This is a genomic window from Azonexus hydrophilus DSM 23864, assembly GCF_000429605.1.
GTDB classification, from domain to species: Bacteria; Pseudomonadota; Gammaproteobacteria; order Burkholderiales; family Rhodocyclaceae; genus Azonexus; species Azonexus hydrophilus.
In genome coordinates this window covers 93,289-118,084 of record NZ_AUCE01000013.1, presented here as the reverse complement: position 1 = coordinate 118,084, position 24,796 = coordinate 93,289, and the positions used below count along the sequence as shown (strand labels likewise).

The 24,796-nt window shown below is 62.7% G+C and carries 21 protein-coding genes and 1 tRNA gene; 6 read left to right on the top strand and 16 right to left on the bottom strand.

The window, feature by feature from the left end:
- The first annotated feature begins 145 nt into the window (after positions 1-145).
- The 3 genes from aceE to lpdA are packed head-to-tail and all read left to right on the top strand — an operon-like array spanning position 146 to position 6,244.
- Entirely contained in the window at positions 146-2,815 is a 2,670-nt protein-coding gene (gene aceE, locus G471_RS0107820; RefSeq protein ID WP_028994866.1) for a pyruvate dehydrogenase (acetyl-transferring), homodimeric type, read from the top strand.
- A gap of 15 nt (positions 2,816-2,830) precedes the next feature.
- Positions 2,831-4,462 (top strand): dihydrolipoyllysine-residue acetyltransferase, encoded by a 1,632-nt coding sequence (gene aceF / locus G471_RS0107815; RefSeq protein WP_028994865.1) that lies wholly within the window; start codon positions 2,831-2,833, stop codon positions 4,460-4,462.
- A 12-nt stretch (positions 4,463-4,474) separates the two neighbouring features.
- Entirely contained in the window at positions 4,475-6,244 is a 1,770-nt protein-coding gene (lpdA, locus tag G471_RS0107810) for a dihydrolipoyl dehydrogenase (RefSeq protein WP_028994864.1), read from the top strand.
- Between the two features lie 16 nt (positions 6,245-6,260).
- Here the strand turns inward: lpdA and G471_RS0107805 are convergent, their stop codons facing one another.
- From G471_RS0107805 to G471_RS19375, 3 genes are read right to left on the bottom strand one after another with little or no spacing between them, the layout of a single operon-like run.
- Positions 6,261-7,076: a hypothetical protein gene (locus G471_RS0107805; protein WP_157272466.1), complete on the bottom strand. Its 816-nt coding sequence runs from the start codon at positions 7,074-7,076 to the stop codon at positions 6,261-6,263.
- Positions 7,073-10,072, bottom strand: coding sequence for an HsdM family class I SAM-dependent methyltransferase (locus tag G471_RS0107800; RefSeq protein WP_028994862.1), 3,000 nt, complete (start codon positions 10,070-10,072; stop codon positions 7,073-7,075). The genes G471_RS0107805 and G471_RS0107800 overlap by 4 nt, the downstream gene beginning before the upstream one ends.
- Positions 10,069-10,365 carry a hypothetical protein gene (locus G471_RS19375; RefSeq protein WP_211226404.1) on the bottom strand — a complete coding sequence of 99 codons (297 nt, stop codon included), beginning with the start codon at positions 10,363-10,365 and terminating at the stop codon, positions 10,069-10,071. Before G471_RS19375 ends, G471_RS0107800 begins: the two co-directional genes overlap by 4 nt.
- A 410-nt stretch (positions 10,366-10,775) precedes the next feature.
- Here G471_RS19375 and G471_RS0107790 point away from each other — a divergent pair, with 410 nt between their 5' ends.
- Entirely contained in the window at positions 10,776-11,267 is a 492-nt protein-coding gene (locus G471_RS0107790; protein WP_028994860.1) for a thioesterase family protein, read from the top strand.
- On the opposite strand, the gene ppk2 is transcribed toward G471_RS0107790, so the two are convergent.
- The 12 genes from ppk2 to mltA all read right to left on the bottom strand — a co-directional run bounded on the left by ppk2 (position 11,264) and on the right by mltA (position 22,714).
- Complete coding sequence (ppk2, locus tag G471_RS0107785; RefSeq protein WP_028994859.1) at positions 11,264-12,373, bottom strand: polyphosphate kinase 2; 1,110 nt, start codon at positions 12,371-12,373, stop codon at positions 11,264-11,266. The genes G471_RS0107790 and ppk2 overlap by 4 nt on opposite strands.
- Positions 12,374-12,431: 58 nt before the next feature.
- Positions 12,432-12,887 (bottom strand): SixA phosphatase family protein, encoded by a 456-nt coding sequence (locus tag G471_RS0107780; RefSeq protein ID WP_028994858.1) that lies wholly within the window; start codon positions 12,885-12,887, stop codon positions 12,432-12,434.
- A 62-nt stretch (positions 12,888-12,949) separates the two neighbouring features.
- Positions 12,950-13,150, bottom strand: a complete 201-nt coding sequence (locus tag G471_RS0107775; RefSeq protein WP_028994857.1) for a hypothetical protein — start codon at positions 13,148-13,150, stop codon at positions 12,950-12,952.
- A gap of 110 nt (positions 13,151-13,260) precedes the next feature.
- Positions 13,261-13,336 (bottom strand) — tRNA-Phe (locus tag G471_RS0107770).
- Between the two features lie 73 nt (positions 13,337-13,409).
- Positions 13,410-14,927 carry a sensor histidine kinase gene (locus G471_RS0107765; protein ID WP_043421168.1) on the bottom strand — a complete coding sequence of 506 codons (1,518 nt, stop codon included), beginning with the start codon at positions 14,925-14,927 and terminating at the stop codon, positions 13,410-13,412.
- Positions 14,905-15,576 carry a response regulator transcription factor gene (locus tag G471_RS17025; protein ID WP_043421166.1) on the bottom strand — a complete coding sequence of 224 codons (672 nt, stop codon included), beginning with the start codon at positions 15,574-15,576 and terminating at the stop codon, positions 14,905-14,907. The genes G471_RS0107765 and G471_RS17025 overlap by 23 nt, the downstream gene beginning before the upstream one ends.
- Positions 15,577-15,806: 230 nt before the next feature.
- Complete coding sequence (locus G471_RS0107755; protein WP_028994855.1) at positions 15,807-17,492, bottom strand: cation acetate symporter; 1,686 nt, start codon at positions 17,490-17,492, stop codon at positions 15,807-15,809.
- Complete coding sequence (locus G471_RS0107750; RefSeq protein WP_043421165.1) at positions 17,489-17,806, bottom strand: DUF485 domain-containing protein; 318 nt, start codon at positions 17,804-17,806, stop codon at positions 17,489-17,491. Before G471_RS0107750 ends, G471_RS0107755 begins: the two co-directional genes overlap by 4 nt.
- 146 nt (positions 17,807-17,952) lie before the next feature.
- On the bottom strand, positions 17,953-19,605 hold the full coding sequence (gene groL / locus G471_RS0107745; RefSeq protein WP_028994853.1) for a chaperonin GroEL: 1,653 nt from the start codon (positions 19,603-19,605) through the stop codon (positions 17,953-17,955).
- A gap of 48 nt (positions 19,606-19,653) precedes the next feature.
- Complete coding sequence (locus G471_RS0107740; RefSeq protein WP_028994852.1) at positions 19,654-19,944, bottom strand: co-chaperone GroES; 291 nt, start codon at positions 19,942-19,944, stop codon at positions 19,654-19,656.
- A 187-nt stretch (positions 19,945-20,131) separates the two neighbouring features.
- The gene (locus tag G471_RS0107735; RefSeq protein ID WP_028994851.1) at positions 20,132-21,334 is read right to left on the bottom strand and encodes an ammonium transporter; all 1,203 of its coding nucleotides are present in this window, start codon (positions 21,332-21,334) and stop codon (positions 20,132-20,134) included.
- Positions 21,335-21,490: 156 nt separating this feature from the next.
- Positions 21,491-22,714 carry a murein transglycosylase A gene (mltA, locus tag G471_RS0107730; protein ID WP_028994850.1) on the bottom strand — a complete coding sequence of 408 codons (1,224 nt, stop codon included), beginning with the start codon at positions 22,712-22,714 and terminating at the stop codon, positions 21,491-21,493.
- Positions 22,715-22,761: 47 nt separating this feature from the next.
- Between mltA and G471_RS0107725 the strand changes: the two genes are divergently transcribed.
- Together G471_RS0107725 and G471_RS0107720 are read left to right on the top strand one after the other, a co-directional pair.
- Complete coding sequence (locus G471_RS0107725) at positions 22,762-23,634, top strand: ATP-binding protein (protein WP_028994849.1); 873 nt, start codon at positions 22,762-22,764, stop codon at positions 23,632-23,634.
- The gene (locus tag G471_RS0107720; RefSeq protein ID WP_028994848.1) at positions 23,631-24,578 is read left to right on the top strand and encodes a Nudix family hydrolase; all 948 of its coding nucleotides are present in this window, start codon (positions 23,631-23,633) and stop codon (positions 24,576-24,578) included. Before G471_RS0107725 ends, G471_RS0107720 begins: the two co-directional genes overlap by 4 nt.
- Before the next feature lies 1 nt (position 24,579).
- Here the strand turns inward: G471_RS0107720 and G471_RS0107715 are convergent, their stop codons facing one another.
- Positions 24,580-24,786, bottom strand: a complete 207-nt coding sequence (locus G471_RS0107715; protein ID WP_028994847.1) for a DNA gyrase inhibitor YacG — start codon at positions 24,784-24,786, stop codon at positions 24,580-24,582.
- Positions 24,787-24,796: the final 10 nt, after the last annotated feature.

Sequence of the window (24,796 nt, the reverse complement as noted above, 5' to 3'; positions counted from 1 at the left end):
CGCAATATTGCACGATGCGAATTTTGTTTTTACAATGCGCAACAGAAACTAGGTGTAAACACGGGGTGTGATCCTCCGTGCAAAGCGTTAAAGTTGTCCTGCTAAGCCAGCAGGACAGAATGAAAACCCACGTAGGAGACAAACCATGGCCGACCAGCCGAACACCCTGCCCGCCGATCTGGACCCGCAGGAAACCCGGGAATGGATCGACGCCCTCGAAGGCGTCATCAGCAACGAAGGCGCCGAACGCGCCCATTACCTGATCGAAACGCTGATCGGTCAGGCCCGCGAGGACGGCATCGACATTCCGTACTCCGCCAACACCGAATACATCAACACCATCCGCGCCGACCAGCAGCCCAAGTACCCGGGCGATCCGGACATGGAGATCAAGATCCACTCCTACATCCGCTGGAACGCCATGGCCATGGTCGTGCGTGCCAACAAGCACACCAACGTCGGCGGCCACATCGCCTCCTTCGCCTCCGCCGCCGCGCTGTACGACGTCGGCTTCTCGCATTTCTGGCGCAGCATCAACGACCCGTCCGGCGGCGACCTGATCTTCTTCCAGGGCCACTCGGTGCCGGGTGTCTATTCACGCGCCTTCATGCTCGGTCGCCTAACCGAAGAGCAGATGGACAACTTCCGCCAGGAAACCGACGGCAAGGGCATCTCGTCCTATCCGCACCCCTGGCTGATGCCGGACTTCTGGCAGTTCCCGACCGTCTCGATGGGCCTCGGCCCGATCCAGGCCATCTACCAGGCCCGCTTCATGAAGTACCTGGACTCGCGCGGTCTGGCCAAGGCCGGCGACCGCAAGGTGTGGGCCTTCCTCGGTGACGGCGAGACTGACGAAGTCGAATCGCTCGGCGCCATCGGCATGGCCGGCCGCGAGAAGCTGGACAACCTGATCTTCGTCATCAACTGCAACCTGCAGCGCCTCGACGGCCCGGTGCGCGGCAACGGCAAGATCATCCAGGAACTCGAAGCCGAATTCCGCGGCGCCGGCTGGAACGTCATCAAGCTGATCTGGGGCACCCACTGGGACGCCCTGTTCAACCGCGACAAGAAGGGCATCCTCAAGAAGCGCATGATGGAACTGTGCGACGGCGAGTACCAGACCTTCAAGGCCAAGAACGGCGCCTACGTCCGCGAGCATTTCTTCAACACGCCGGAACTGCGCGAACTGGTCGCCGACTGGACCGACGACGACGTCTGGAACCTGAACCGCGGCGGCCACGACATCTTCAAGATCTTCGCCGCCTACAACGCCGCCGTCACCCACAAGGGTGCGCCGACGCTGATCCTGGCCAAGACCATCAAGGGCTTCGGCATGGGCCAGGCCGGCGAGGCCATGAACATTTCCCACCAGCAGAAGAAGATGGACAAGGAGCAGATCGCCCGCTTCCGCGACCGCTTCGGCCTGCCGGTGCCGGACGACAAGCTGGAGGAACTGCCTTACCTGAAGTTCCCGGAAGACTCGGCCGAGTACAAGTACATGCAGGCGCGCCGCGCCGCGCTCGGCGGCTACCTGCCGCAACGCCGCCGCAAGGCCGAGCCGCTGGCGGTGCCGTCGCTCGACGCGTTCACCGCCCTGCTCAAGGCCTCCGGCGAAGGCCGCGAACTGTCGACGACGATGGCCATCGTGCGCATCATGAACATGCTGCTCAAGGACAAGAATGTCGGCAAGAACGTCGTCCCCATCGTCCCGGACGAGTCGCGCACCTTCGGCATGGAAGGCATGTTCCGCGCCGTCGGCATCTGGAACCAGGAAGGCCAGAACTACGTTCCGGAAGACCACGACCAGCTGATGTTCTACAAGGAGTCGAAGACCGGCCAGGTGCTGCAGGAAGGCATCAACGAAGCCGGTGCGATGAGCGACTGGATCGCCGCCGCCACGTCCTACTCGGTGCATAACGTCCAGACCATTCCGTTCTACATCTGCTACTCGATGTTCGGCCTGCAGCGCACGCTGGACCTGTGCTGGGCTGCCGGCGACCAACGCGCACGCGGCTTCCTGATCGGTGGCACCGCCGGCCGCACGACGCTGAACGGCGAAGGCCTGCAGCACGAAGACGGCCACAGCCTGATCCTGTCGCAACTGATCCCGAACTGCATCTCCTACGATCCGACCTTCCAGTACGAAGTTGCCGTGATCGCCCAGGACGGCATGCGCCGCATGTTCCAGGAACAGGAAGACGTGTTCTATTACCTGACGGTGATGAACGAGAACTACGAGCACCCGGAAATGCCGGCCGGCGCCGAAGCCGACATCATCAAGGGCATGTATTCGTTCAAGCAGGGCGGCGATTCGGCCGGCCCGCGCGTGCAACTGCTCGGTTCCGGCACCATCTTCCGCGAAGTCATCGCCGCCGCCGAACTGCTCAAGCAGGACTGGGGCGTCGAAGCCGACATCTGGGGTTGCCCGAGCTTCAACGAACTGGCCCGCAACGGTCAGGACGTCGCCCGCTGGAACCTGCTGCATCCGCTGGAAGAGCCGAAGCTGTCGCACGTCGAGCAGAAACTGGCGGGCGCCAAGGGCCCGGTCATCGCCTCGACCGACTACATCCGGATGTTCGCCGAGCAGATCCGCCCCTTCGTCAAGGCACCGTATGTCACGCTGGGCACCGACGGTTTCGGCCGCTCCGACACCCGCGAGAAGCTGCGTCATTTCTTCGAGGTCGACCGTCACTGGGTGACGCTGGCTGCCCTCAAGGCGCTGGCCGACAACGGCGAGATTGCCCGTGAGAAGGTCGCGGCCGCACTGGTCAAGTACAACCTGGATCCGGCCAAGCCGAATCCGATGTCGGTCTAAGAAGGGAGCGACGACATGAGCCAGATCATTGAAGTCAAGGTTCCCGATATCGGTGATTTCGACGAAGTCCCGGTCATCGAACTGTTCGTCAAAGTCGGCGACACGATCAAGGTCGACGATGCCATCGTCACCCTCGAATCCGACAAGGCCACCATGGATGTGCCAAGCACGGTTGCCGGCACGGTCAAGGAAGTGCTGATCCAGGTCGGTTCCAAGGTGGCCGAAGGCGCCCTGCTGATCAAGGTCGAAGCGGGTGCGGCTGCCGCCGTTGCAGCCACACCCGCCCCCGCTCCGGCACCGGCACCCGCCGCTGCACCGGCCGCTCCGGCGGCTGCACCCGCCCCGGCTGCCGCCGGCGGCCTGGTCGAGGTCAAGGTGCCGGATATCGGCGATTTTGCCGAAGTCCCGGTCATCGAGTTGTACGTCAAGGTTGGCGACAGCATCAAGATCGACGATGCGATCGCCACGCTCGAATCCGATAAGGCCACGATGGATGTTCCGTCCACCGTCGCCGGCACGGTCAAGGAAGTGCTGGTCCAGATTGGCGCCAAGGTCGGCGAAGGCACGGTGCTGATCAAGGTCGAAACCGGTGCCGGCGCAGCTGCCCCGGCTGCTGCGGCGCAAGCTGCCGCGCCGGCGCCCGTTGCTGCACCGGTTGCCGCAGCGCCCGCTCCCGCACCGGCCGCCGCGCCCGCCGCACTAGCCCCGGCCCTGCCGGTCGGCGGCAAGGTGCACGCCTCGCCGTCGGTCCGCGCCTATGCCCGCGAACTCGGTGTCGACCTGTCCAAGGTCGCCGCTTCCGGACCCAAGGGTCGCATCGTCAAGGAAGACCTGACCAAGTACGTCAAGGGCGTGATGTCCGGCGCCACCGCGGCACCGGTCGCCGCTGCTGGCGCCAGCCTGGGTGGCGGGCTCGACCTGCTGCCCTGGCCGAAGGTCGATTTCAGCAAGTTCGGCGAGATCGAAGTCAAGCCGCTGTCGCGGATCAAGAAGATTTCCGGCCAAAACCTGTCGCGCAACTGGGTCATGATCCCGGCCGTCACCTATCACGAAGACGCCGACATCACCGACCTCGAAGCCTTCCGCGTGCTGCTCAACAAGGAAAACGAGAAGGGTGGTGGCGCCAAGCTGACCATGCTGGCTTTCCTGATGAAGGCTTGCGTCAAGGGTCTGCAGAAGTTCCCGGAATTCAACGCTTCGCTCGACGGCGACAACCTGGTGCTGAAGAAGTACTTCAACATCGGCTTCGCCGCCGACACGCCGAACGGCCTGGTTGTGCCGGTGGTCAAGAATGTCGACCAGAAGTCGGTGTTCGAACTGGCGCAGGAATCCGGTGAGCTGGCCAAGCAAGCCCGTGACGGCAAGCTCAAGCCGGCCGACATGTCCGGCGCCTGCTTCACGATTTCCAGCCTGGGTGGCATCGGCGGCACCTACTTCGCGCCGATCGTGAATGCCCCGGAAGTCGCCATCCTCGGCGTCAACAAGTCGGCGATGAAGCCGGTCTGGGACGGCAAGCAATTCGTGCCGCGCCTGACCCTGCCGCTGTCGCTGACCGCCGACCACCGCGTCATCGACGGCGCACTGGCGACCCGCTTCAACGTCTATATCGCACAACTGCTGGCCGACTTCCGTCGCGTCGCGCTGTAAGGGGGAATGACCATGAGCAATCTGGTTGAAGTAAAAGTCCCGGACATCGGCGATTTCGACAGCGTGCCGGTCATCGACCTGTTCGTGAAGGTCGGCGACACGATCAAGGTAGACGACGCCATCGTCACCCTGGAATCGGACAAGGCGACGATGGACGTACCGTCCACGGTCGCCGGTACGGTCAAGGAAGTGCTGGTGCAGGTCGGTTCCAAGGTCAGCGAAGGTGCGCTGCTGATCAAGGTCGAGGCCGGTGCAGCGGCAGCCGCCAGCGCCCCGGCGCCGGCCGCCGCAGCGCCGGCAGCGGCCCCCGTGGCCGCACCGGCTGCCGCCAGCCACGGTGGCAGCGCCGACATCGAGTGCGAGATGCTCGTCCTCGGCGCCGGCCCCGGCGGCTACTCCGCTGCCTTCCGCTCGGCGGATCTGGGCATGAAGACGGTCATCGTCGAACGCTATTCGACGCTGGGCGGTGTCTGCCTGAACGTCGGCTGCATCCCGTCGAAGGCACTGCTGCACGTCACCGCCGTCATGGACGAAACCAGCCACCTGGCCGACGCCGGGGTGACTTTCGCCGCACCGCAGGTCGATATCGACAAGCTGCGCGCGCACAAGGAAAAGGTCGTCGGCAAGCTGACCGGCGGTCTGGCCGGCATGGCCAAGGGCCGCAAGGTCGACATCGTGCGTGGCTACGGTCATTTCCTCGACCCGCATCACCTTGAAGTCGAGGAAACCACCGGCAGCGGCCAGGACAAGACCGGCAGCAAGAAGGTCATCAAGTTCCAGAAGTGCATCATCGCCGCCGGTTCGGCAGCGGTGCATCTGCCCTTCATCCCGCGCGACCCGCGCATCGTCGACTCGACCGGGGCGCTGGAACTGCGCTTCGTCCCGGAGAAGATGCTGGTTATCGGCGGCGGCATCATCGGCCTGGAAATGGCCACCGTCTATTCGACGCTGGGCGCCAAGGTCGATGTCGTCGAAATGGGCGACGCACTGATGCAAGGCCCGGACCGCGATGCGGTCAAGGTCTGGGAAAAGCTGAACCTGTCGCGCTTCGACAAGATCATGCTGAAGACCAAGACAGTCGCGGTCGACGCCAAGGACGACGGCCTCTGGGTCAAGTTCGAAGGCGAAGGCGCGCCGGCCGAAGCGGTCAAGTACGACCTGATCCTGCAAGCGGCAGGCCGCTCGCCGAACGGCAAGAAGTTCGCCGCCGACAAGGCCGGCGTGATTGTCGACGAGCGCGGTTTCATCCCGGTCGACAAGCAGATGCGGACCAATGTCCCGCACATCTTCGCCATCGGCGACCTGGTCGGCCAGCCGATGCTGGCGCACAAGGCCGTGCATGAAGCGCACGTCGCCGCCGAAGTCGCCGCCGGCCACAAGGCTGCTTTCGACGCCCAGGTCATCCCCGGCGTGGCCTATACCCATCCGGAAGTGGCGTGGGTTGGCTACACCGAAGACCAGGCCAAGAAGGAAGGCCGCAAGGTCGAAACCGCCAAGTTCCCCTGGGCGGCCAGCGGTCGCGCCATCGCCAACGGCGCCGACTACGGCTTCACCAAGCTGATCTTCGATGCCGAAACGCACCGCGTCATCGGCGGCGCCATCGTCGGCCCGTCGGCCGGCGACATGATCGGCGAAGTCTGCCTGGCGATCGAGATGGGCTGCGACGCCGTCGACATCGGCAAGACCATCCACCCGCATCCCACCCTGGGCGAAACCGTCGGCATGGCCGCCGAAGTTGCCCACGGCTCCTGCACGGACGTTCCCGCGCCGCGCAAGAAGTAAGGTCCTCTGCGTTACGCTAAGTTGTTGTATTAGCGTTCGTCTTCGGCGACGGCTCACCCCGTCGCCTTTTTTTTGTGTTGTCGCGGCAACTGGACGTTTCACAGGGTTGAGCCAGCGAAAGCCACAGGTGATGAACCGTAATCATGCCTGCTGGCGTCGAACCACCCTGCAGGCAGAACATTCGTTCATGTGTTGACTGATAGACCGGATCGCCCGAGGCCGTTGGGATTAGCGCTTGAAGCATGCCATGTAGCGCTAACTCAGTGGCAAGCTGAGCATCGCTCAAGCATGTCGCCAACCCACCCGGCAGCGAGCAAATATTACGCACGTAGCCAACCATCATGGACCTGTCCACCGCCCAAGCATAATCGCCGTTTACGAAGCGGATCAAACCCGCTCGGCAATAAATGCTCGGTAAGGGATGGATGCTGTCGATCGGTTTGCATTCGATGAAGATGGCTGCTGGAACCGAATTGGCTGTCGGAATCTGGCCGCGCAGGGGGCGAAAGGCAAGATCGGGCTGTTTATCCAGATGCCGGCCATCAAAATTCCGCATGTTTCCCTCTCTGACAGAGGTTTCGAATTTCGATAATCCGGGAATAGCCGCTTCGCCGGCGGCATGAAACTCCCCAAGAATCATGTAAAGGCGCTCGGTAATTTCGTCCTCGGTTGCGGCACATATCGAGAAAGTGCCGGCCTGCACTTCTTGCTGCAAGAGCCGCCAGGCCATGGAGAGGGCATTCTGAACAACGACAAGCAGGGATGGAGCAATCTGTGCGGGAGAGTCTGGGGCTGCTGGTCGCGACCAGTTCCGGGTCATCAGGCCACTCATCGTTTGGCACGCTCCTCAAGCAAGGCTCCGTGCGCCCACAGGATATCGGAGGCCAGCAGTCTGGTCTGGGTGTGGGTCCAGTAGCGTCGCTGATCGAGCAGGCCGATGACAATCAGCGGCTGATGAGCGTCAACGACGGTGATACGGCTGACGGCAAGGTCGTCGGCATGCTTGATCCATGTGGGTGGCAAAGCCTCTGGCAGCGTGCATTGCCCGAGGCAGACAGCGATGAATTTCCAGGGAAGTCGGCTATCGCCCGCAAGTTGCTGGACATGGACCTGATATCCACTTGCAGCCAACACGCTGGATAGCTCCTCGGCCAGACGAGCGCGGAATTGCTCGGCGCAGTGCTGACTTACCGGGCTGGAAGCGAACTGTTTGATTGCAGGGAAAGGCGAACGCGTCGCGAGCGTGTCTCCGATGGTTTCCCGATCGTAATGGCCGAGACCATAGATCGCAGCAACCGTCTGATCCAGTTCAGCCCAATCGGGTTGGCGATCAAGCAGGGCGACCGCGCAGCGATCGATTTGCTCGCGGCAGCTTGCGTTGAAGCATTCCGGCGCGACAAACGGGAAACTATCGATATCGCGCAATTGTAAGGATTCACGCTCAACGCCAAATTTGGCGCTGGTCATTAGCGCCCAATATTCGAATAGCTGGCTGTGCATCAGCACAAGCAGGTACTTGGCCAGGAATTCGCCATCAGGGTGATTGGCGGCGGAGAAACCGTAATACGATTCCGAATAGGCGATGTTCGAAAGGCTGAGCAGTGCGCGACCTTGATTGCGGTCTGATTTGTATCCTTCGCGGACCAAAACTAATGGTGCCCGATAGATTTCCGGGCTCCGTGGCCATTGCAAGCCGCCAGGCTGGTAGGGCGTCAGCGTATCAGTCTGGACCACAAAAGGATGCCTCTCATAGCGGGCACCCAGCGTCGGGTAACCCTCAAGAAACGAGTCATCATCTGTTCGCTTGGCGACTTGATACCCCTGCCCACGTAGCAATCCGTGCTCGTGATTCCAGTATTCACCGAGGGAAGTCTTTGCCCGTTCGTGAATGCGCTGAACAATAGCGGCATCAAGCACGGAACCCCGATACAAGGTCTTGATCAGCGCCGCTTGTTTGGTAACCAGATCAAGTGCGATCGGCACAGCATCACTGGCATCAATCCGCATGCGTCCTTTTTCGCTGAGTCCGGGTTGATCGTCGGGGCTGACCAGAACGAACTGATCTCCAGCCTGAGGCACTTGATTGTCCGCAAACAGCAGACAGAAAGGCTGATCGACATTGGGCCAAACCCGGGTCTGACGAACGGATGCGCCATTCAGAATACCGGTGATGGACAAAGCCCGGAAAATCGCGCTACGGGCAGAAAATCCGGCTGGCGACATCTTGAACAGCCAACGCCCCGCCAAGGCCAGTGCGATACGTCCACCCGGCCTTGCCCAATCCATGGCCCCCCATATGAAGGGCAGGTCGGTCACCTGATCCGGATTTTTATAGGTACGGTAGAGATCGAGCAGACCCCGTTGTGCGGCGATGGCACGGCAGCGTTTTGTAAACGTCCGGTCTATCGCGGCATAGGCGGGCTTGAGGCTGGTCCAAGGTGGATTGCCGATGACCAGATCGAAGGCTGAACGATATTGCGCCGACACATGATCGCCCATGCTACCGGCCATGGGGCGGATAGAGCACGGATCGGCATCAGGATCGGCAACGTCAATCAAGACCTTGCCCTCCAGTTTGCTGAAAGTCAGTTCTTCGACCGGGGCTGGGTCGGGGTCGAGCTCCAGCGCGGTGAGATACAAGGCCAAGGCGGCAAGCATGCGCGCGTGGGCATTGATGTCAAAGCCGACCAATTGCTCATTCAATATGTGCCGCAAGGCAGCGCGTTCAGGGCGTCGCCCAGTTTCCGCAAAATACAGTTCTGCGAGCTTGCGGAAGCTCGCAACCAGAAAGACACCCGCGCCGCATGCCGGGTCGAGCACCCTTGCCGCCGCACCGGCCGGATGCCGATGGAAAGCTTCGTCAACCATGTATTCGGCAATATGCGCCGGGGTGTAATAGACGCTGGTATCGTGCCGAGTCTCTGCATCGAAGCGGCACATCAATTCTTCGTAAGTTTCGCTCAGGAGACCGATTGGCAGATGGTCAAAATCCAGGTCTCCCCAGTTCAGCGACCGTTGTGAAGCACCGGGAGCGCGCGGCATGTCCAGACCGAGGATGGCCTCAAGGGGACGACTGAGGCCTTGCCCAAGCTGCAGAAAAAGATAGCGAAAATATTCCCGGTAATTCTGCGTGGGCAGTTTCAGCAGGTCGCCATTGAAGGTCTGGTCCAGCCAGGCGTTGGTTTCAACCAGGCAATCTTCACTGGCGAAACACATCTCCAGTGATTGCGCACTGGGTGAAATGGCGCTCAGATGATGTTGCTTGATAATCCCGCGCCCTATCAGGTAGCGGAAAAACAGGGCTCGTCCGGTCAACGCGATGCTTTCGCTGGTCGACATGCCCATCTCTTTCAATTCCTGACTGGCGTCCGTCATCAGCCCGAAGAGCACGCTACGCAGCAGCAGTTCAGACGGCTGGGCCAGATTTTCACCGTAAGCGAGCCTGGCGAGGACACCGAGGGCATCGGCTTGGTCGGCGAAAAAGGAGACAGGCTTGGAATCCGGTACGGGACGGAGATCCGTTGCGTAGATATCCAGGCGACCGAGGCGCAGCACGCCAAGCCAAGCGGGGTCGCCACGCATGGCCAACTTGCGGCGTAGCTCGGCGATATAACGAGCGCTGTCGGCCAAGCCGCTCAGTCGTGCCACATCAACGACATAGAGCAGCGCTTGCGCTTTGTTTTCTATAACCGTGTCGACCATGGGAGATGAGCCACCGCGAATGAGGTCGACATAACGCAGCAGACGAGGATCGTCCTGGCGGTGCAGTTCGACACAATCAACCGGACGTGCGCCGAAGTCTCCGAGTCGGTCGAGGGTTGTTCTCATCTAGCTTGGACAAGCACATCAGCAACCAGCGGCAATTCGCGCTGGGGCGGAGCGATACCGAGGTATACATTGATACGGTTACGCTCTTCCGCCATATCCAGAACCCAACCAGGTTCGCAAATCGGCGCGGCATCAATTCTGCGCGTCATTCCGTCCTCAAGGCGAATGAAAACCCATTCCTCAGCACTTACAGCCTTTGGCTCAGACAGGTAACGATGAATACCGCCGGATAATCGCCCCAGCAATCGGCTCTTGACGCAAAAGCGATCTTCCAGCGTTTGCAGGACAGCCATGGCGAGCAAGTCGGCAATGTCGAAGCGACGCGCGCTCCGCTCCGCTCCGTAGTTTCAATCAGGGAAAAAGGAGGCAACTGAGTCCACGCATGGGCGCGCGATCGGCATAGACCACCCAGAGCGCTACACACATCCTTGACGGTAAAGGAAAGGGACCGAGCCATATCTGCCTAAAATTCCATTCAAATCTGTCAGAATTCTAAAGCAGTTTACATTACCCGTACAGCGTTCCATGTCAATGACAAATTTATCGTCGATACCAAGCGAGACCCCCGGAGCCCCCCCCTTGAGTGTGACAGTCAGGAATGGGAGCTCTTCAGAGCGTTTGTTCAACTCAACCATGAAGTTCAAAAATTGCACTCTGGAGAGGGTCTGGAGATAATACTTTTCCCCGGAGCCCAAAAACAACCATGACGCCTGTAGCACTGACCCCACGCCGCTCCGCCGCAGAGCAGCAGCGACTCGAAGCCACGCTGCGCGAGATGTTCGAACACCGCATCAGTTTCAACGAAGTGCTCGGCCTCAAGGTCGCTTCCTTCGATCCAGCCGCACCGCAACTGGTTTTCGACATGCGCCCCGAACTGGTCGGCCATTACCTCTACGGCCGGCTGCACGGCGGCGCCATTGCCGCCGTCCTCGATACCGTCGGCGGTTTTGCAGCCGTTGTCGGCATCGCCGAGAAGTTCGCCGGCGAATCCGCTGAGCAGGTGGCGCACCGCTTCGGCCGCATCGGCACCATCGACCTGCGTACCGACTTCCTGCATCAGGGCATCGGCAAGCAATTCACGGCCACCGGACGGATCACCCGCCTCGGCGGGCGCATCGCCTCGATCCAGATGACGCTGGAGAATGAAAGCGGGCTGCTGATCGCAACCGGCAGCGCCGCTTACGTGGTCAGTTAAATCAGCGCCACCGACTGCTCGCCGCGTTCATAGACGACGTTGGCACGGCCGACGATCAGCGGGTCGAGATTGCCGATCCGCGCCGTGTCCTTGTTCGCATACGGCAGTTTGTGCAGCACGTAGCGCAAGGCATTCAGGCGTGCGCGCTTCTTGCAGTTCGACTTGATCACCGTCCACGGCGAATCCGCCGTATCGGTGTGGAAGAACATCGCCTCCTTGGCCTTGGTGTAGTCGTGCCACTTGTCGAGCGAAGCCATGTCGATCGGCGACAGCTTCCACTGCTTGAGCGGGTGCACCTTGCGCTCGCGGAAACGGCGGCGCTGTTCCTCCTGGCTGACCGAGAACCAGAACTTGATCAGGTGGGTGCCGTTGCGTACCAGCATGCGTTCGAATTCCGGCGCCTGGCGGACGAATTCGCCGTACTCCTGGTCGGAACAGAAGCCCATGACCCGCTCGACGCCGGCCCGGTTGTACCAGGAACGGTCGAACAGCACGATCTCGCCATTGGTCGGCAGATGCTGCACGTAACGCTGGAAGTACCATTGGCCACGCTCGATCTCGGACGGCTTTTCCAGCGCGACGACGCGTGCCCCCCGTGGATTCAGGTGTTCCATGAAACGCTTGATGGTGCCCCCCTTACCTGCCGCGTCGCGGCCTTCGAACAGGATCACCACTTTCTGCCCGGTTTCCTTGACCCAGGCCTGCAACTTCAGCAACTCGACCTGCAGCCGGTATTTCTGGCGCTCGTAGTTGGCGCGCTGCATCAGGTTCTTGTACGGATAACCGCCTTCGCGCCAGTCCTTGGCCAGTTCCTCGTCCGGGTTGACGATGGCGTCATCGACCACGATACGCTGCTGCTTGAGCAGGCTCTTGAGCAGCGTCAGCGCTTCCTCGGCCGGCGAATTGGCGAGGATGTCGCGCATCGCCGCCATTTTGGCCTCCTGGGCCGCATCGACGGCATTGTGCACGGAAAAGCCCTCGATCCCGGCCGGCGTCTGCACCGGCGGCACGTCGCCGCTGGCGACCGCGCGTTGACGGGTGGCGCGGGTGCGCGTTGCCGGTGCTGCGGCCGTGGTGGTGGCCGTCTTCTTTTTCGCTGTAACCATGGATGCCCCTTGTCTTGATTGCCAAAGGGTCTATTTCACGCCTATGGGCGGCGCTTGTCTAGTCCAGCAATTCGACCGGAATCACCGCGCGCAGCACGGTCTGCGTTTCACCCTGGCGCAGGCGGTTGCTCAACCACCAGATTGCCCCCTTCTTGATGCTCCAGTCGGCTTCATGGCCGGCCAGCAGCAGCGAGGCCAAGCGCCCGAGCGAGGGCTGATGGCCGACGATCAGCACCGAACCACGCGCATCGGGCCAGCCCGATGCGGCGATCAGTTCCGACACGCAGGCATCGGGGCCGATCTTGCGCTGGGTTTCGAATGGCAGTTTGAGGGCCTGCGCTGTCTGCTGGGTGCGGATCGCCGGACTGACGACGATACGCAAATCCTTGGGCAGGTTTTCGTGCAGCCAGGACGCCATGCGCCTGGCCTGCTTTTCACCGCGTTCGGTCAAGCGGCGTTTCAGATCGTCTTCGCCATCCTCGGCTTCGGCATGGCGCCACAGCAACAGATCCATGGTCATCTCCGGAAAAGCCGGCATCATGCCAGCGCAATGTTACGTCGGCATTGCAACGGCAATCAGACGAACAGATCGGGCTGCGGCTCGCGCAAGCTGTCGCGACTCACCGTCAGGCGCACATTGACACCTTTGCGCCCGATGGCATCGACCACCATCCGCCCCGCCCTCGCCTCGGCGACGACGATCACGTTACGCGTCTGCGCCCGCGTCCTGCCGACGTAGAGCGCCAGACTGCCGGGTTGCGGATTCCACTTGATCATGGCTGCATCATAGCGAGGGCAAAACCCGCTGTCAGCCCCCCGGCACCGGGCGGGGAAGCTGCTAAAGCAAAAGCCCCCGACTGCGGGGCAATCAGGGGCTTCTGGCATTCTGGTGGCCAATCGCGGAATCGAACCACGGACACGCGGATTTTCAATCCGCTGCTCTACCAACTGAGCTAATTGGCCTAAAGAGCGCGCATTATAGCGATAGCCCCGGGGCTCTGCAAGGGCATTGCGCAGATTTTCAGGACTCCCGGCGTCAGGGACCGAGCGGCGGCGACTGCCGGTAGAGTTCGGCGTAGTCATCCGGTGGGTTCGGTGGCGGCAGCGGCGGGTACCAGGTGGCGAAGGCCACCCGGGCAACCGCCCCCTTGCCGCGCGGATTCGGGCGCAGCGTGGCACGGGCATCGTGCTGGTTGGCGATTTCCTGGACGATGGCCAGACCCAGGCCGCTGCCCTCGCCGGCCGCATCGTCGACGCGGTAGAAACGCTCGAACACCAGTTCCGCCTGTTCGGGCGAAATGCCCACCCCGTCATCCTCGACTTCAAGCAATACGGTCTTGCCGGTGTCGATGATGCGGCAGGTCACGTGGCCGCCGGGCGGCGTGTAGCGGATGGCGTTGTCGATCAGGTTCTTGGCCAGCTCGCGCAACAGGAAGGGATTGCCGGTGATCATGGCCTTGCCGGCCGACTCGAAACCCAGGTCGATGCTCTTTTCCAGGGCAACGATGACCCAGTCCTCGACCACCTCGCGAACCAGCAGCGCGAGGTCCGTCGGTTCGTGTTTCTGCTGGCCGATTTCACTGCCTTCGGTCCGCGCCAGCGTCAGCAACTGATTGACCAGGCGACCGGCCCGGTCGACGCCGGTGGCGATCTGGCGCAAGGCGTGGCGCAGGGCGGCCGGGTCGGTTTCGCGGACGGCAAACTGGGCCTGGGTCTTCAGCCCGGTCAAGGGCGTACGCATCTGGTGCGCAGCGTCAGCGACGAAACGCTGCTGCGCCTCGACGTTGCGCTTCATCCGCTCGAGCATTTCGTTGAACGCCTCGACCAGCGGCTCCAGTTCTTCCGGCACGCGGCGCGTGGCAATCGGTGACAGGTCGGCGGGGTCGCGGTCCTCGATGGTGTTGCGCAGCCGGGTCAGCGGCCGCAGGCCGCGCGACAGGCCGAACCAGACCAGCATGACGGCCAGCGGGATGATGATGAATTGCGGCAGGATCACGCTGGCGACGATGCGGTTGGCCAGCTGCGTGCGTTTCTCGGTTGTTTCGGCGACCTCGACCAGCACCCACTCCTCGACCGGAGCCTGCGGCTCGGCAATGAAGGAATAGGCGACACGAATATCCTGGCCCTTGTACTCCATGTCGCGGAAGTAGATTTCGCCGGGCACCATCTCGGCTTGCCCGGGGAATTCGGGCACCGGCAAATCGAGGTCGCCGGCAAGCAGTTTTTTATCCTGAGTCAGGACATGGAAATAGACGCTGTCGAGTTCGTCGGCCCGCAGCATGGCACGCGTTGTCGCGTGCAGGGAGAGCACCGGCTTGCCATCGACCAGTTGCACCTGCCGGCTGATGGTGGCGACGTGCTCGCGCAGTGACTGGTCGTAGGGAAAGTTGGCAACGTTATTGGCAAAGTAGTGCGTGAAGGCGATGCTCAGCGGCCAGACGAACAACAGGGGCGCGAGCATCCAGTCGAGAATCTCGCCGAACAGCGAACGCTCGGTTTCCGGCGACAGCGGGCCGCTGGCGCCGGGCGGGTTACTCGCCTTGCGGTCGTTCAAGGCAATAGCCCAGGCCACGCACGGTGGCAATCTTGACGCCGCCGGGCTCCAGCTTCTTGCGCAGGCGATGGACGTACACCTCGATCGCGTTGTGGCTCACTTCCTCGCCCCAGCCGCACAGGTGATCGACCAGTTGGTCCTTGCTGACCAGGCGCCCCATGCGCGACAGCAGCACTTCGAGCAGACCGACTTCGCGCGCCGACAACTCCAGCGGCGAACCGTCGATATTGGCTACCCGACCGACCTGATCGTAACTCAGCGAACCACACTGGATGGTTGGCGCTGTCCCGGCCGAGCGCCGCGTCAGGGCGCGGACCCGGGCTTCCAGTTCGGCCAGCTCGAACGGTTTGACCATGTAATCGTCAGCGCCCAGGTCCAGGCCCTTGACCCGGTCGTGGGTGCCGTCAAGTGCGGTCAGGATCAGCACAGGCAACTGCGAATTGCGCGAACGCAGTCGCTTGAGCACTTCCAGGCCGGACAGTTTGGGCAGGCCGAGATCGAGGATCAGCAGGTCGTATTCGACGGTCAGCAACGCGGTGTCGGCATCCAGGCCATTGGCTGCCCAATCCACCGCGTAGCCGGCCTGGCGCAGGGAACGGCTCAGACCGTCGGCGATGATCGCATCGTCTTCGGCAATCAGAATTCGCATGTTCGACACTCCCCCCAGGAGGCGTAAGCATTTTGTAAGCCTGCCCCATTAATCTGGACGGGCTGTTCTCCTTTTATGGTCTTAGGAGTTCGAGGCGCAAGCCCCGACTCAGGGGGTGGTCCGATCCTGCACTGGACGGCCCCCTACCGTTTTTTTCCGGCACCCGGAATCCCGACAAGTCTAGCAAATAACAAAAGCGTCGGGATCGTCGCTGCGTCGAATTGACGCGGCTACTGATGCGGCCGCACGGCAACGTGACCGATACCGGTTTCCGAACGGATCAGCTGATCCTGGAACAACAGTCGCTCACGCGCCGCCTGCGGCGAACGATCGAGCAGCGACAGCAGCCAGATGGCCACGAAGGCCAGCGGCATCGAGACAATCGCCGGCGAAGCATACGGGAACGGCGCCGAACCGACCGGGTTGTGCAAGGCACTTTCCCAGACCACCGGCGACAGTAGCGTCAGCACCACCGCCGTGGCCAGCCCGAGAAAACCACCAACGGTCGCCCCGCGCGTGGTGCAGTCCTTCCACAGCACGGCCATGAACAGCACCGGGAAATTGGCCGAACAGGCAATCGAGAAAGCCAGCATCACCAGGAAGGCGACGTTCTCGTGCTCGAAGACAATACCGAGGATGACAGCCACCACACCGAGGGAAAAGGCCGTCAGCTTGGATATCCGGCGCTCGTCGCTGGCGCGGGCATTGCCTTTGCGCCACACCGTGGCGTAGAGATCGTGCGACACGGCCGAGGCGCCGGACAGGGTCAGGCCGGCCACCACCGCCAGAATGGTGGTGAACGCCACGGCCGAAATGAAGCCCAGGAAAAGATCGCCTCCCAGCGCGCTGGCCAGATGCACCGCCGCCATGTTGGCGCCCCCCTGCAAACCACCGGCAACCTTGCCGCCGACGAAATAGGGGCCGGGATTGCCGATCAGGCTGACGATGGCGCCAAAACCGATGATGAAGGTCAGCACGTAGAAGTAACCGATCCACAGCGTCGCCCAGGCCACCGACTTACGCGCCTCACGCGCATTGGCGACGGTGAAGAAGCGCATCAGGATGTGCGGCAGGCCGGCCGTACCGAACATCAGCGCCATGCCGACGGAGATCGCCGACACTGGATCCTTGATCAGGCCGCCGGGTGCCATCAGCGCGTCCTTCAGCACATGCAGGTCGCTGGCCCGGGCAAACAGCGCCTCGGGGTTGAAGCCGGCATGGAACATCACCGCCAGCGCCATCAGCGTCGTGCCGGCAAGCAGGAAAACTGCCTTGTTGATCATCACCCAAGTCGTCGAGGTCATGCCGCCGAGCAGCACGTACATCATCATCACGATGCCGACCATGATCACCGCGTAGGCGTACTCCAGCCCGAACAGGATTTTCACTAGCTGGCCGGCGCCGACCATCTGCGCGGTCAGGTAGAAAAGCACGACGACCAGCGAACCGAAGGCGGCGAAGGTGCGCACCGGACGTTGCGCGAAACGGTAGGCAGCGACGTCGGCAAAGGTGAACTTGCCCAGGTTGCGCAGGCGCTCGGCCATCAGGAAGGTGATCACCGGCCAGCCGACCAGCCAGCCGACCGAGAAGATCAGCCCATCGAAGCCGCTGACAAAAACCAGGCCGGAAATCCCCAGGAAGGACGCCGCCGACATGTAGTCGCCGGCAATCGCCAGCCCGTTCTGGAAGCCGGAAATGCCGCCGCCCGGCGAATACAGGTCGGCCGACGAACGACTGCGCACGGTCGCCAGGCGCGTCATCCACAAGGTGGCGCCAACGAAGAAAATGAAGGTGGTGATCGCCGACCAGTTGGTCGGCTGGCGCGGCCCGAGGCCGACCGAGGGCATGGCCAGCGCGGCGCCGGCAGTAGCCAGCGCGCAGGCAGCAAGAATCAGGAAACGGATGGACGGGCTCATTTCAATGCCTGGCGGCGGATTTCGGTCGTATCGGCATCGAATTCGCGGTTTGCCCGGCGCACGTAAACAGCAGTCAGGACCACGGTCAGCACGATGATCGCCAGCCCGAACAGCACGCCGGTGTTCGTCGCCATGCCGCCGAATAACGGCAGCGCCAGCCAATGCGGCGAAAACGCCAGCACCAGGATGTAGGAAAAGTAGGCCATGACGATCAGGGCAGCCAGGAAAAAAGCGAAGCGGTTCCGTTTTCTGACCAGCGCCAGAAATCGCGGATTTTCACGAATATGGCCGCAACTCGCAGCTTGTTTCTGCATGAAACCGACTCCATCGGACCACCGGTCCGGCGACGCAAAGGCCGCAAGAATAGCGCATTCCGGCGGATGTTGCGATGCCGCAAAAAGCGGGCGAAAAAAAGCCCCGCCGAAGCGGGGCCTGTGACTGGCGCGAGGCCGGCCGGGTATTACATACCCATGCCGCCCATGCCACCCATACCGCCCATGCCACCCATGTCGGGCATGCCGCCGGCCGGCTTGTCTTCAGCCAGTTCGGCCACCATGCACTCGGTGGTCAGCATCAGGCCGGCCACGGAGGCGGCGTTCTGCAGTGCGGTGCGGGTCACCTTGGTCGGATCGAGCACGCCCATTTCGACCATGTCGCCATATTCGCTGGTCGCGGCGTTGTAACCGTAGTTACCCTTGCCACGAACGACCTTGTCGACCACCACGGACGGCTCGTCGCCGGCGTTGGCAACGATTTCGCGCAGCGGGGCTTCGATGGCCTTGAGGATCAGCTTGATGCCGGCGTCCTGGTCGTGATTGTCGCCCTTCAGGGTCTTGACCGCGGAACGGGCACGCAGCAGGGCAACGCCGCCGCCAGGAACGATGCCTTCTTCAACGGCGGCACGGGTGGCGTGCAGCGCGTCTTCGACACGGGCCTTCTTTTCCTTCATTTCGACTTCGGTGGCAGCGCCAACCTTGATCACGGCAACACCGCCGGCCAGCTTGGCCACACGTTCCTGCAGCTTCTCGCGGTCGTAGTCGGAGGAGGCTTCCTCGATCTGGATGCGGATCTGCTTGACGCGAGCCTGGATCGAAGCTTCGTCGCCGGCGCCGTCGATGATGGTGGTGTTTTCCTTGCCGATCTCGATGCGCTTGGCCTGGCCCAGATCCTTCAGGTCGGTCTTTTCCAGCGACAGGCCGGTTTCTTCGGAAATGACGGTACCGCCGGTCAGGATGGCGATGTCTTCCAGCATGGCCTTGCGACGGTCACCGAAGCCCGGGGCCTTGACGGCGACGGTCTTGAGGATGCCACGGATGTTGTTCACCACCAGGGTGGCCAGGGCTTCACCATCGACGTCTTCGGCGATGATCAGCAGCGGACGCGAGGACTTGGCAACCTGTTCCAGCACCGGCAGCAGATCGCGGATGTTGGAGATCTTCTTGTCGAAGAGCAGGATGAACGGGTTGTCGAGCAGGGCGACCTGCTTGTCCGGGTTGTTGATGAAGTACGGCGACAGGTAGCCACGGTCGAACTGCATGCCTTCGACGACGTCGAGTTCGTTGGCCAGGGACTTGCCGTCTTCAACGGTGATGACGCCTTCCTTGCCGACCTTTTCCATGGCTTCGGCAATGATGTCGCCGATCGAGGAATCGGAGTTGGCCGAGATCGAACCAACCTGGGCGATTTCCTTGGTCGTGGTGCACGGCTTGGAGATCTGCTTCAGTTCTTCGATGGTGGCGGCGACAGCCTTGTCGATGCCGCGCTTGAGGTCCATCGGGTTCATGCCGGCGGCAACGTACTTCATGCCTTCGCGGACGATGGCCTGAGCCAGCACGGTGGCGGTGGTGGTGCCGTCACCGGCGATGTCGGAGGTCTTGGAAGCAACTTCCTTGACCATCTGGGCGCCCATGTTGGCGAACTTGTCCTTCAGTTCGATTTCCTTGGCGACGGAAACGCCGTCCTTGGTCACGGTCGGGCCACCGAACGAACGCTCGAGCACGACATTGCGGCCCTTCGGGCCGAGGGTGACCTTGACCGCGTCGGCCAGGATGTTGATGCCTTCGACCATACGGGCGCGGGCGGAATCACCGAATTTGACTTCTTTGGCTGCCATGTGAATAGCTCCTGAAAATTGTTCTGTGGAATAGGTCGGATGCAGGAATTACTTCTGCAGCACGCCCATGATGTCTTCTTCACGCATGACCAGGACTTCCTGGCCATCGACCTTGACGGCCTGGCCGGCGTACTTGCCGAACAGGACGCGATCGCCAACCTTGACGTCGAGGGCGATCTGCTTGCCGTTGTCGTCGCGCTTACCCGGGCCGACGGCCAGGATTTCACCCTGATCCGGCTTTTCGCCAGCGGAATCGGGGATGACGATGCCGGAGGCAGTGGTGCGCTCGGCTTCGACGCGCTTGACGATCACACGGTCGTGCAAAGGACGGATGTTCATGGATATCGCTCCTGTAGTTTTATCTGCAAAACACTGAAATTGGCCGGGCACGCGGCTGCGGCACCGGGACCGACGCGGGCGTTTGTTAGCACTCGTCGTCAGTGAGTGCTAATAATAGTGACGCCCTTGGCCGATTTCAAGGGCAGGGTGGAAGTTTTTTGTTTTCGGCTTCCACCCGCCTACCGATTTACCAGCTCGGTTCGCGCTCCGGCGTCGCCGTGATGCGGTGGATGCTCAGGTCGGCGCCCTGGTATTCCTCTTCCTGATCGAGACGCAGGCCGAATGCGCGCTTCAGGCCGCCATAGACGACAAAACCGCCGACCAGCGCGACAACGATTGCCAGCAGAGTCATCAGCAGTTGCGACATGAAGGCAACGCCGCCGGCGCCGCCGAGCGCGGTGCTGCCGAAGATGCCGACGGCGATGCCGCCCCAGGCACCGCACAGGCCGTGCAGCGGCCAGACGCCGAGGACGTCGTCGATCTTCCAGCGGTTCTGGGTCAGCGTAAACAGGATCACGAACATCCCGCCGGCGATGGCGCCGATGACCAGCGCGCCCATCGGATGCACCAGGTCGGAACCGGCGCAGATGGCGACCAGACCGGCCAGCGGGCCGTTATGGACGAAGCCGGGGTCGTTCTTGCCGAGCACCAGCGCGGCCAGCGTGCCGCCGACCATGGCCATCAGCGAGTTGATCGCGACCAGGCCGGAAATATTCTCGATGGTCTGCGCGCTCATCACGTTGAAGCCGAACCAGCCCACCGTCAGGATCCAGGCGCCAAGCGCCAGGAAGGGAATCGATGAAGGCGGATGCGCCGACACCCGGCCGTCCTTGGTGTAACGACCATAACGCGCACCAAGAAGAAGCACCGCCGGCAGCGCGATCCAGCCGCCCATCGCATGCACCACAACGGAGCCGGCGAAGTCGTGGAAGGGCGCACCAAAAGTGGCCGTCAGCCAGTCCTGGATGCCGAAGGAACCATTCCAGGCGATGCCCTCGAAGAAGGGATAGACGAAGCCGACCAGCATGAAGGTGGCCGCCAGTTGCGGATAAAAGCGCGCACGCTCGGCGATGCCGCCCGAAATGATGGCTGGAATCGCGGCGGCGAAGGTGAGCAGGAAGAAGAACTTGGTCAGTTCATAGCCGTTCTTCTCCATCAGCGTGTCGACACCGCTGAAGAAATGAACGCCGTAGGCGATGCCGTAGCCGATGAAGAAGTAGGCAATCGTCGACACGCCGAAGTCGGTCAGGATCTTGACCAGCGCGTTGACCTGATTCTTCTTGCGCACCGTGCCAACCTCGAGGAAGGCGAAGCCGGCATGCATGGCCAGCACCATGATGCCGCCCAGAAGAATGAACAATACGTTGCTGCCAGAATGCAAAGTTTCCATGGGACCCCCAGAAAATGATCTGGGGGCTGGAAAAGCAAGCACCATTCCAGTGCATCAAATCCGTTTCAAATCAGTGCATTGGAAAATGCACCAAAACAAAACGCGCACCGCGAGCGTGCATGATACAAGGCGAACGCCCCGGCATCGTGCATCAACTCAGTCGAGCGGATAGCCCGGCGGCAGCAGAACCCACATCCGGCCGTCCTGTTTCATGCGGCCAGCCAAGGCACCCGGCTCCTTGCCGAAGCCCCAGAAAAAATCGGCGCGCACTGCACCACGGATGGCACCGCCGGTGTCCTGCGCCATCACCAGCCGGTTCAGCGGCTGCGCCGAATTGGGGCGCGTCGTCGCCAGGAAGACCGGCGCCCCCAGCGGAATCGAACGCGGATCGATGGCGATGCTGCGCTCCGGCGTCAGCGGCACGCCAAGTGCGCCGATCGGACCATCGTCGCTGGCCGGCATCTCGCGGAAGAAGACATAGCTCGGATTACTGTTGAGCAATTCGTCCAGACGCGCCGGATTGGCCCGCGCCCAGGCCTGAATGCCCTGCATCGACGCCTCTTCCAGCTTCAGGTCGCCGCGGTCGACGAGCAGGCGGCCGATCGAACGATACGGATGACCGTTCTGGTCGGCGTAATTGACCCGCATGGTGCTGCCATCGGGCAGGCGGATGCGGCCCGAGCCCTGAATCTGCAGGAAGAACAGTTCGATCGGATCATCGACCCAGGCCAGCGTCTTCGCCGGCAATTTTTCATTGGCCAGGATGTCGCCGCGCGTCCAGTAGGGCACGACCTTGTTGCCCTCGACCCGGCCGCGCACGCGCTTGCCCTTGAGTTCCGGGAAGAGGTCGCCCAGTTCGATGGTCAGCAGGTTCTCCGGCACGCCATGCACCGGAAACGCAAAGCGCTTGCCCGGCGCGCGGCTGCCCAGCAGCAGCGGTTCGTAATAACCAGTGACCATGCCGCTGACCGCCGACGTGTCGGCCGTCGACACCGCGTAAGGCTGCAGGCGGGCTTCGAAGAACTGACGCACGGCAGCATCCGACTTGCCGTCGACCGCATCGACCCCGGCGCAGATCTCGCGCCAGAACTGACCGGTATTGCGCCGCTGCAATCCGCGACAGGACTGGACGAAGGCCGGCCAGGCCGCCGCATGCTGATCGCTCTTCCAGCCTGGCAGCTCGTCCCAGTTCGCCGGCGTGAACACGCGCGAGAAGGCCGGCGGCTGCACCGGCGTTTCGACGGTCGGACACGCCGGACAGGCAGCGCAGGGCGGACAGGCCGGCGCCTTTTCTTCGGATGGCGCGGGCAAGCCGGGCAAGGTCGAACACCCGGCCAGCAGCAGGGCGACAGCAAACAGGACAACTTGGCTTTTTGACATGGCTTTGGTTAGAGTGGGCAGCTTTGCCGCACAGTATACCTGCCACCATGATCGACTCCGCCCAACTCGAACGCCTGCTGACCCGCGCCGAGCATGTGCTCGGCCGCCTCGAAGCCACGCTGCCACCGGCCCCGCCCCTGCCCGACTGGCACGCCGCCGTGGCTTTCCGCTGGCGCAAGCGCGGTGCCCGCGGCTGGTTGCAGGGTGTCGGCAAGCCGCACCCGATCCGCCTCAGCGACATCGAGACCGTCGACGACCAGAAAGCCCGCATCGTCGCCAACACCCGCCAGTTCGTCGCCGGCCAGGGCGCCAACAACGTGCTGCTGACCGGCGCCCGCGGCTGCGGCAAGTCCTCACTGGTCAAGGCCGTGCTCAACGAATTCTCGGCCGACGGCCTGCGCCTGATCGAGGTCGACAAGCACGACCTGATCGACCTGCCAGACATCGTCGACCTGGTCGACGGCCGGCCGGAAAAATTCATCATCTTCTGCGACGATCTGTCGTTCGAAGCCGGCGAAACCGCCTACAAGGCCCTGAAGTCGGTACTCGACGGCTCGGTCGCGGCGCCGCCGGACAACGTGCTGATCTACGCCACCTCCAACCGCCGCCACCTGATGCCCGAATACATGTCGGAAAACCTGGAAACCCAGCGCGTCGGCGACGAAATCCACCCCGGCGAGGCGGTCGAGGAGAAAGTCTCGCTGTCCGAACGCTTCGGCCTGTGGATTTCCTTCTACCCCTTCTCGCAGGACGATTACCTGGCCGTCTTCGCGCATTGGGCGCGGCAGTTCGGCATTAGCGACGCAGTGATCGCCGCCAGCGAACGCGAAGCGCTGAACTGGGCACTGTCACGCGGGTCGCGCTCGGGCCGCGTCGCCTGGCAATTCGCCCGCGACCTGGCCGGGCGCCAGCCGGCATGAGCGCCATCGTCGAAGTCGCTGCCGCCGTGATGCTGCGCGCCGACGGTCGCGAATTCCTGCTCGCCCAGCGTCCGGAAGGCAAGGTCTACGCCGGCTACTGGGAATTTCCCGGCGGCAAGGTCGAGGCCGGCGAAAGCGTGCGCGACGCACTGGTGCGCGAACTGCACGAAGAACTGGGGATCACCGTCACCGTCTGCCACCCCTGGCTGACCCGCGTGTTCACCTACCCGCATGCGACGGTCCGCCTCAATTTCTGGCGCGTCACCGCCTGGACCGGCGAAATCGGCATCACCGCGCCGCTCGAACACAGCGCCGTAGACTGGCAGGAACGCGGCCGTCCGGCCAGCGTGACGCCCGTGCTACCGGCCAACGACCCCATCCTGAAAGCCCTGGCGCTGCCCGACACGATGCTCATCTCGATGGCCGAGGAAAGCGGCACCGAGGCCTGGCTGGCCCGCCTCGAACGGCGACTGGGCGTCGGCCCGGCGCCGCTGATCCAGGTCCGCGACAAATCCCTGCCGGCCGCGCAGCGAGCGGCTTTCGCCGCTGCCGTGGTCGACCTCGCCCAGCGCCACGGCGCACCGGTGGTCATCAACGACGATATCGAACTAGCAAAGCTTTGCGGCGCCGACGGCGTGCACCTCTCAGCGGCAGCGCTGGCCGCCTGCGCCCAACGTCCGGATTTCGCCTGGGTCGGCGCCTCCTGCCACACGGCCGAGGAAATTGCCCGGGCCGGCGAACTGGAACTGGATTACGCGCTGCTCGGCCCGGTCCTGGCAACGCCGACCCACCCCGAGCATCCCGGCATCGGCTGGCGCCGCTTCGCCGATTACCGCGCCGGCAACCGGCTACCGGTGTTCGCCCTGGGCGGCATGCGCGAAACCCTGCGCGACAGCGCCATACACCACGGCGCCCACGGCATTGCGCTGATGCGCGGCTGGTAAGTCAGCGCTTGCTTTCGAGGAAATCGACGCCGGGCGCGGCGGTTTCCTCGTCGGTCGGCTGACCGGGAATGGTGTAGCTGCCGCTGGCCCAGGCGCCCAGATCGATCTGCTTGCAGCGCTCGGAACAGAACGGGCGCCACTTGTTCTCGGGCGCCCACAGGGAATCCTGGCCGCACTGCGGGCAGCGGACGATACGCGGCTTGGTCATGGGTGGAAAA

Bases quoted from the DNA above. Each gene is read 5' to 3' on its own strand.
- aceE (WP_028994866.1), top strand. From the start codon at position 146: ATGGCCGACCAGCCGAACACCCTGCCCGCCGATCTGGACCCGCAGGAA.
- aceF (WP_028994865.1), top strand. From the start codon at position 2,831: ATGAGCCAGATCATTGAAGTCAAGGTTCCCGATATCGGTGATTTCGAC.
- lpdA (WP_028994864.1), top strand. From the start codon at position 4,475: ATGAGCAATCTGGTTGAAGTAAAAGTCCCGGACATCGGCGATTTCGAC.
- G471_RS0107805 (WP_157272466.1), bottom strand. From the start codon at position 7,076: ATGAGTGGCCTGATGACCCGGAACTGGTCGCGACCAGCAGCCCCAGAC.
- G471_RS0107800 (WP_028994862.1), bottom strand. From the start codon at position 10,072: ATGAGAACAACCCTCGACCGACTCGGAGACTTCGGCGCACGTCCGGTT.
- G471_RS19375 (WP_211226404.1), bottom strand. From the start codon at position 10,365: ATGGCTGTCCTGCAAACGCTGGAAGATCGCTTTTGCGTCAAGAGCCGA.
- G471_RS0107790 (WP_028994860.1), top strand. From the start codon at position 10,776: ATGACGCCTGTAGCACTGACCCCACGCCGCTCCGCCGCAGAGCAGCAG.
- ppk2 (WP_028994859.1), bottom strand. From the start codon at position 12,373: ATGGTTACAGCGAAAAAGAAGACGGCCACCACCACGGCCGCAGCACCG.
- G471_RS0107780 (WP_028994858.1), bottom strand. From the start codon at position 12,887: ATGGATCTGTTGCTGTGGCGCCATGCCGAAGCCGAGGATGGCGAAGAC.
- G471_RS0107775 (WP_028994857.1), bottom strand. From the start codon at position 13,150: ATGATCAAGTGGAATCCGCAACCCGGCAGTCTGGCGCTCTACGTCGGC.
- G471_RS17025 (WP_043421166.1), bottom strand. From the start codon at position 15,576: ATGCGAATTCTGATTGCCGAAGACGATGCGATCATCGCCGACGGTCTG.
- G471_RS0107755 (WP_028994855.1), bottom strand. From the start codon at position 17,492: ATGAGCCCGTCCATCCGTTTCCTGATTCTTGCTGCCTGCGCGCTGGCT.
- G471_RS0107750 (WP_043421165.1), bottom strand. From the start codon at position 17,806: ATGCAGAAACAAGCTGCGAGTTGCGGCCATATTCGTGAAAATCCGCGA.
- groL (WP_028994853.1), bottom strand. From the start codon at position 19,605: ATGGCAGCCAAAGAAGTCAAATTCGGTGATTCCGCCCGCGCCCGTATG.
- G471_RS0107740 (WP_028994852.1), bottom strand. From the start codon at position 19,944: ATGAACATCCGTCCTTTGCACGACCGTGTGATCGTCAAGCGCGTCGAA.
- G471_RS0107735 (WP_028994851.1), bottom strand. From the start codon at position 21,334: ATGGAAACTTTGCATTCTGGCAGCAACGTATTGTTCATTCTTCTGGGC.
- mltA (WP_028994850.1), bottom strand. From the start codon at position 22,714: ATGTCAAAAAGCCAAGTTGTCCTGTTTGCTGTCGCCCTGCTGCTGGCC.
- G471_RS0107725 (WP_028994849.1), top strand. From the start codon at position 22,762: ATGATCGACTCCGCCCAACTCGAACGCCTGCTGACCCGCGCCGAGCAT.
- G471_RS0107720 (WP_028994848.1), top strand. From the start codon at position 23,631: ATGAGCGCCATCGTCGAAGTCGCTGCCGCCGTGATGCTGCGCGCCGAC.
- G471_RS0107715 (WP_028994847.1), bottom strand. From the start codon at position 24,786: ATGACCAAGCCGCGTATCGTCCGCTGCCCGCAGTGCGGCCAGGATTCC.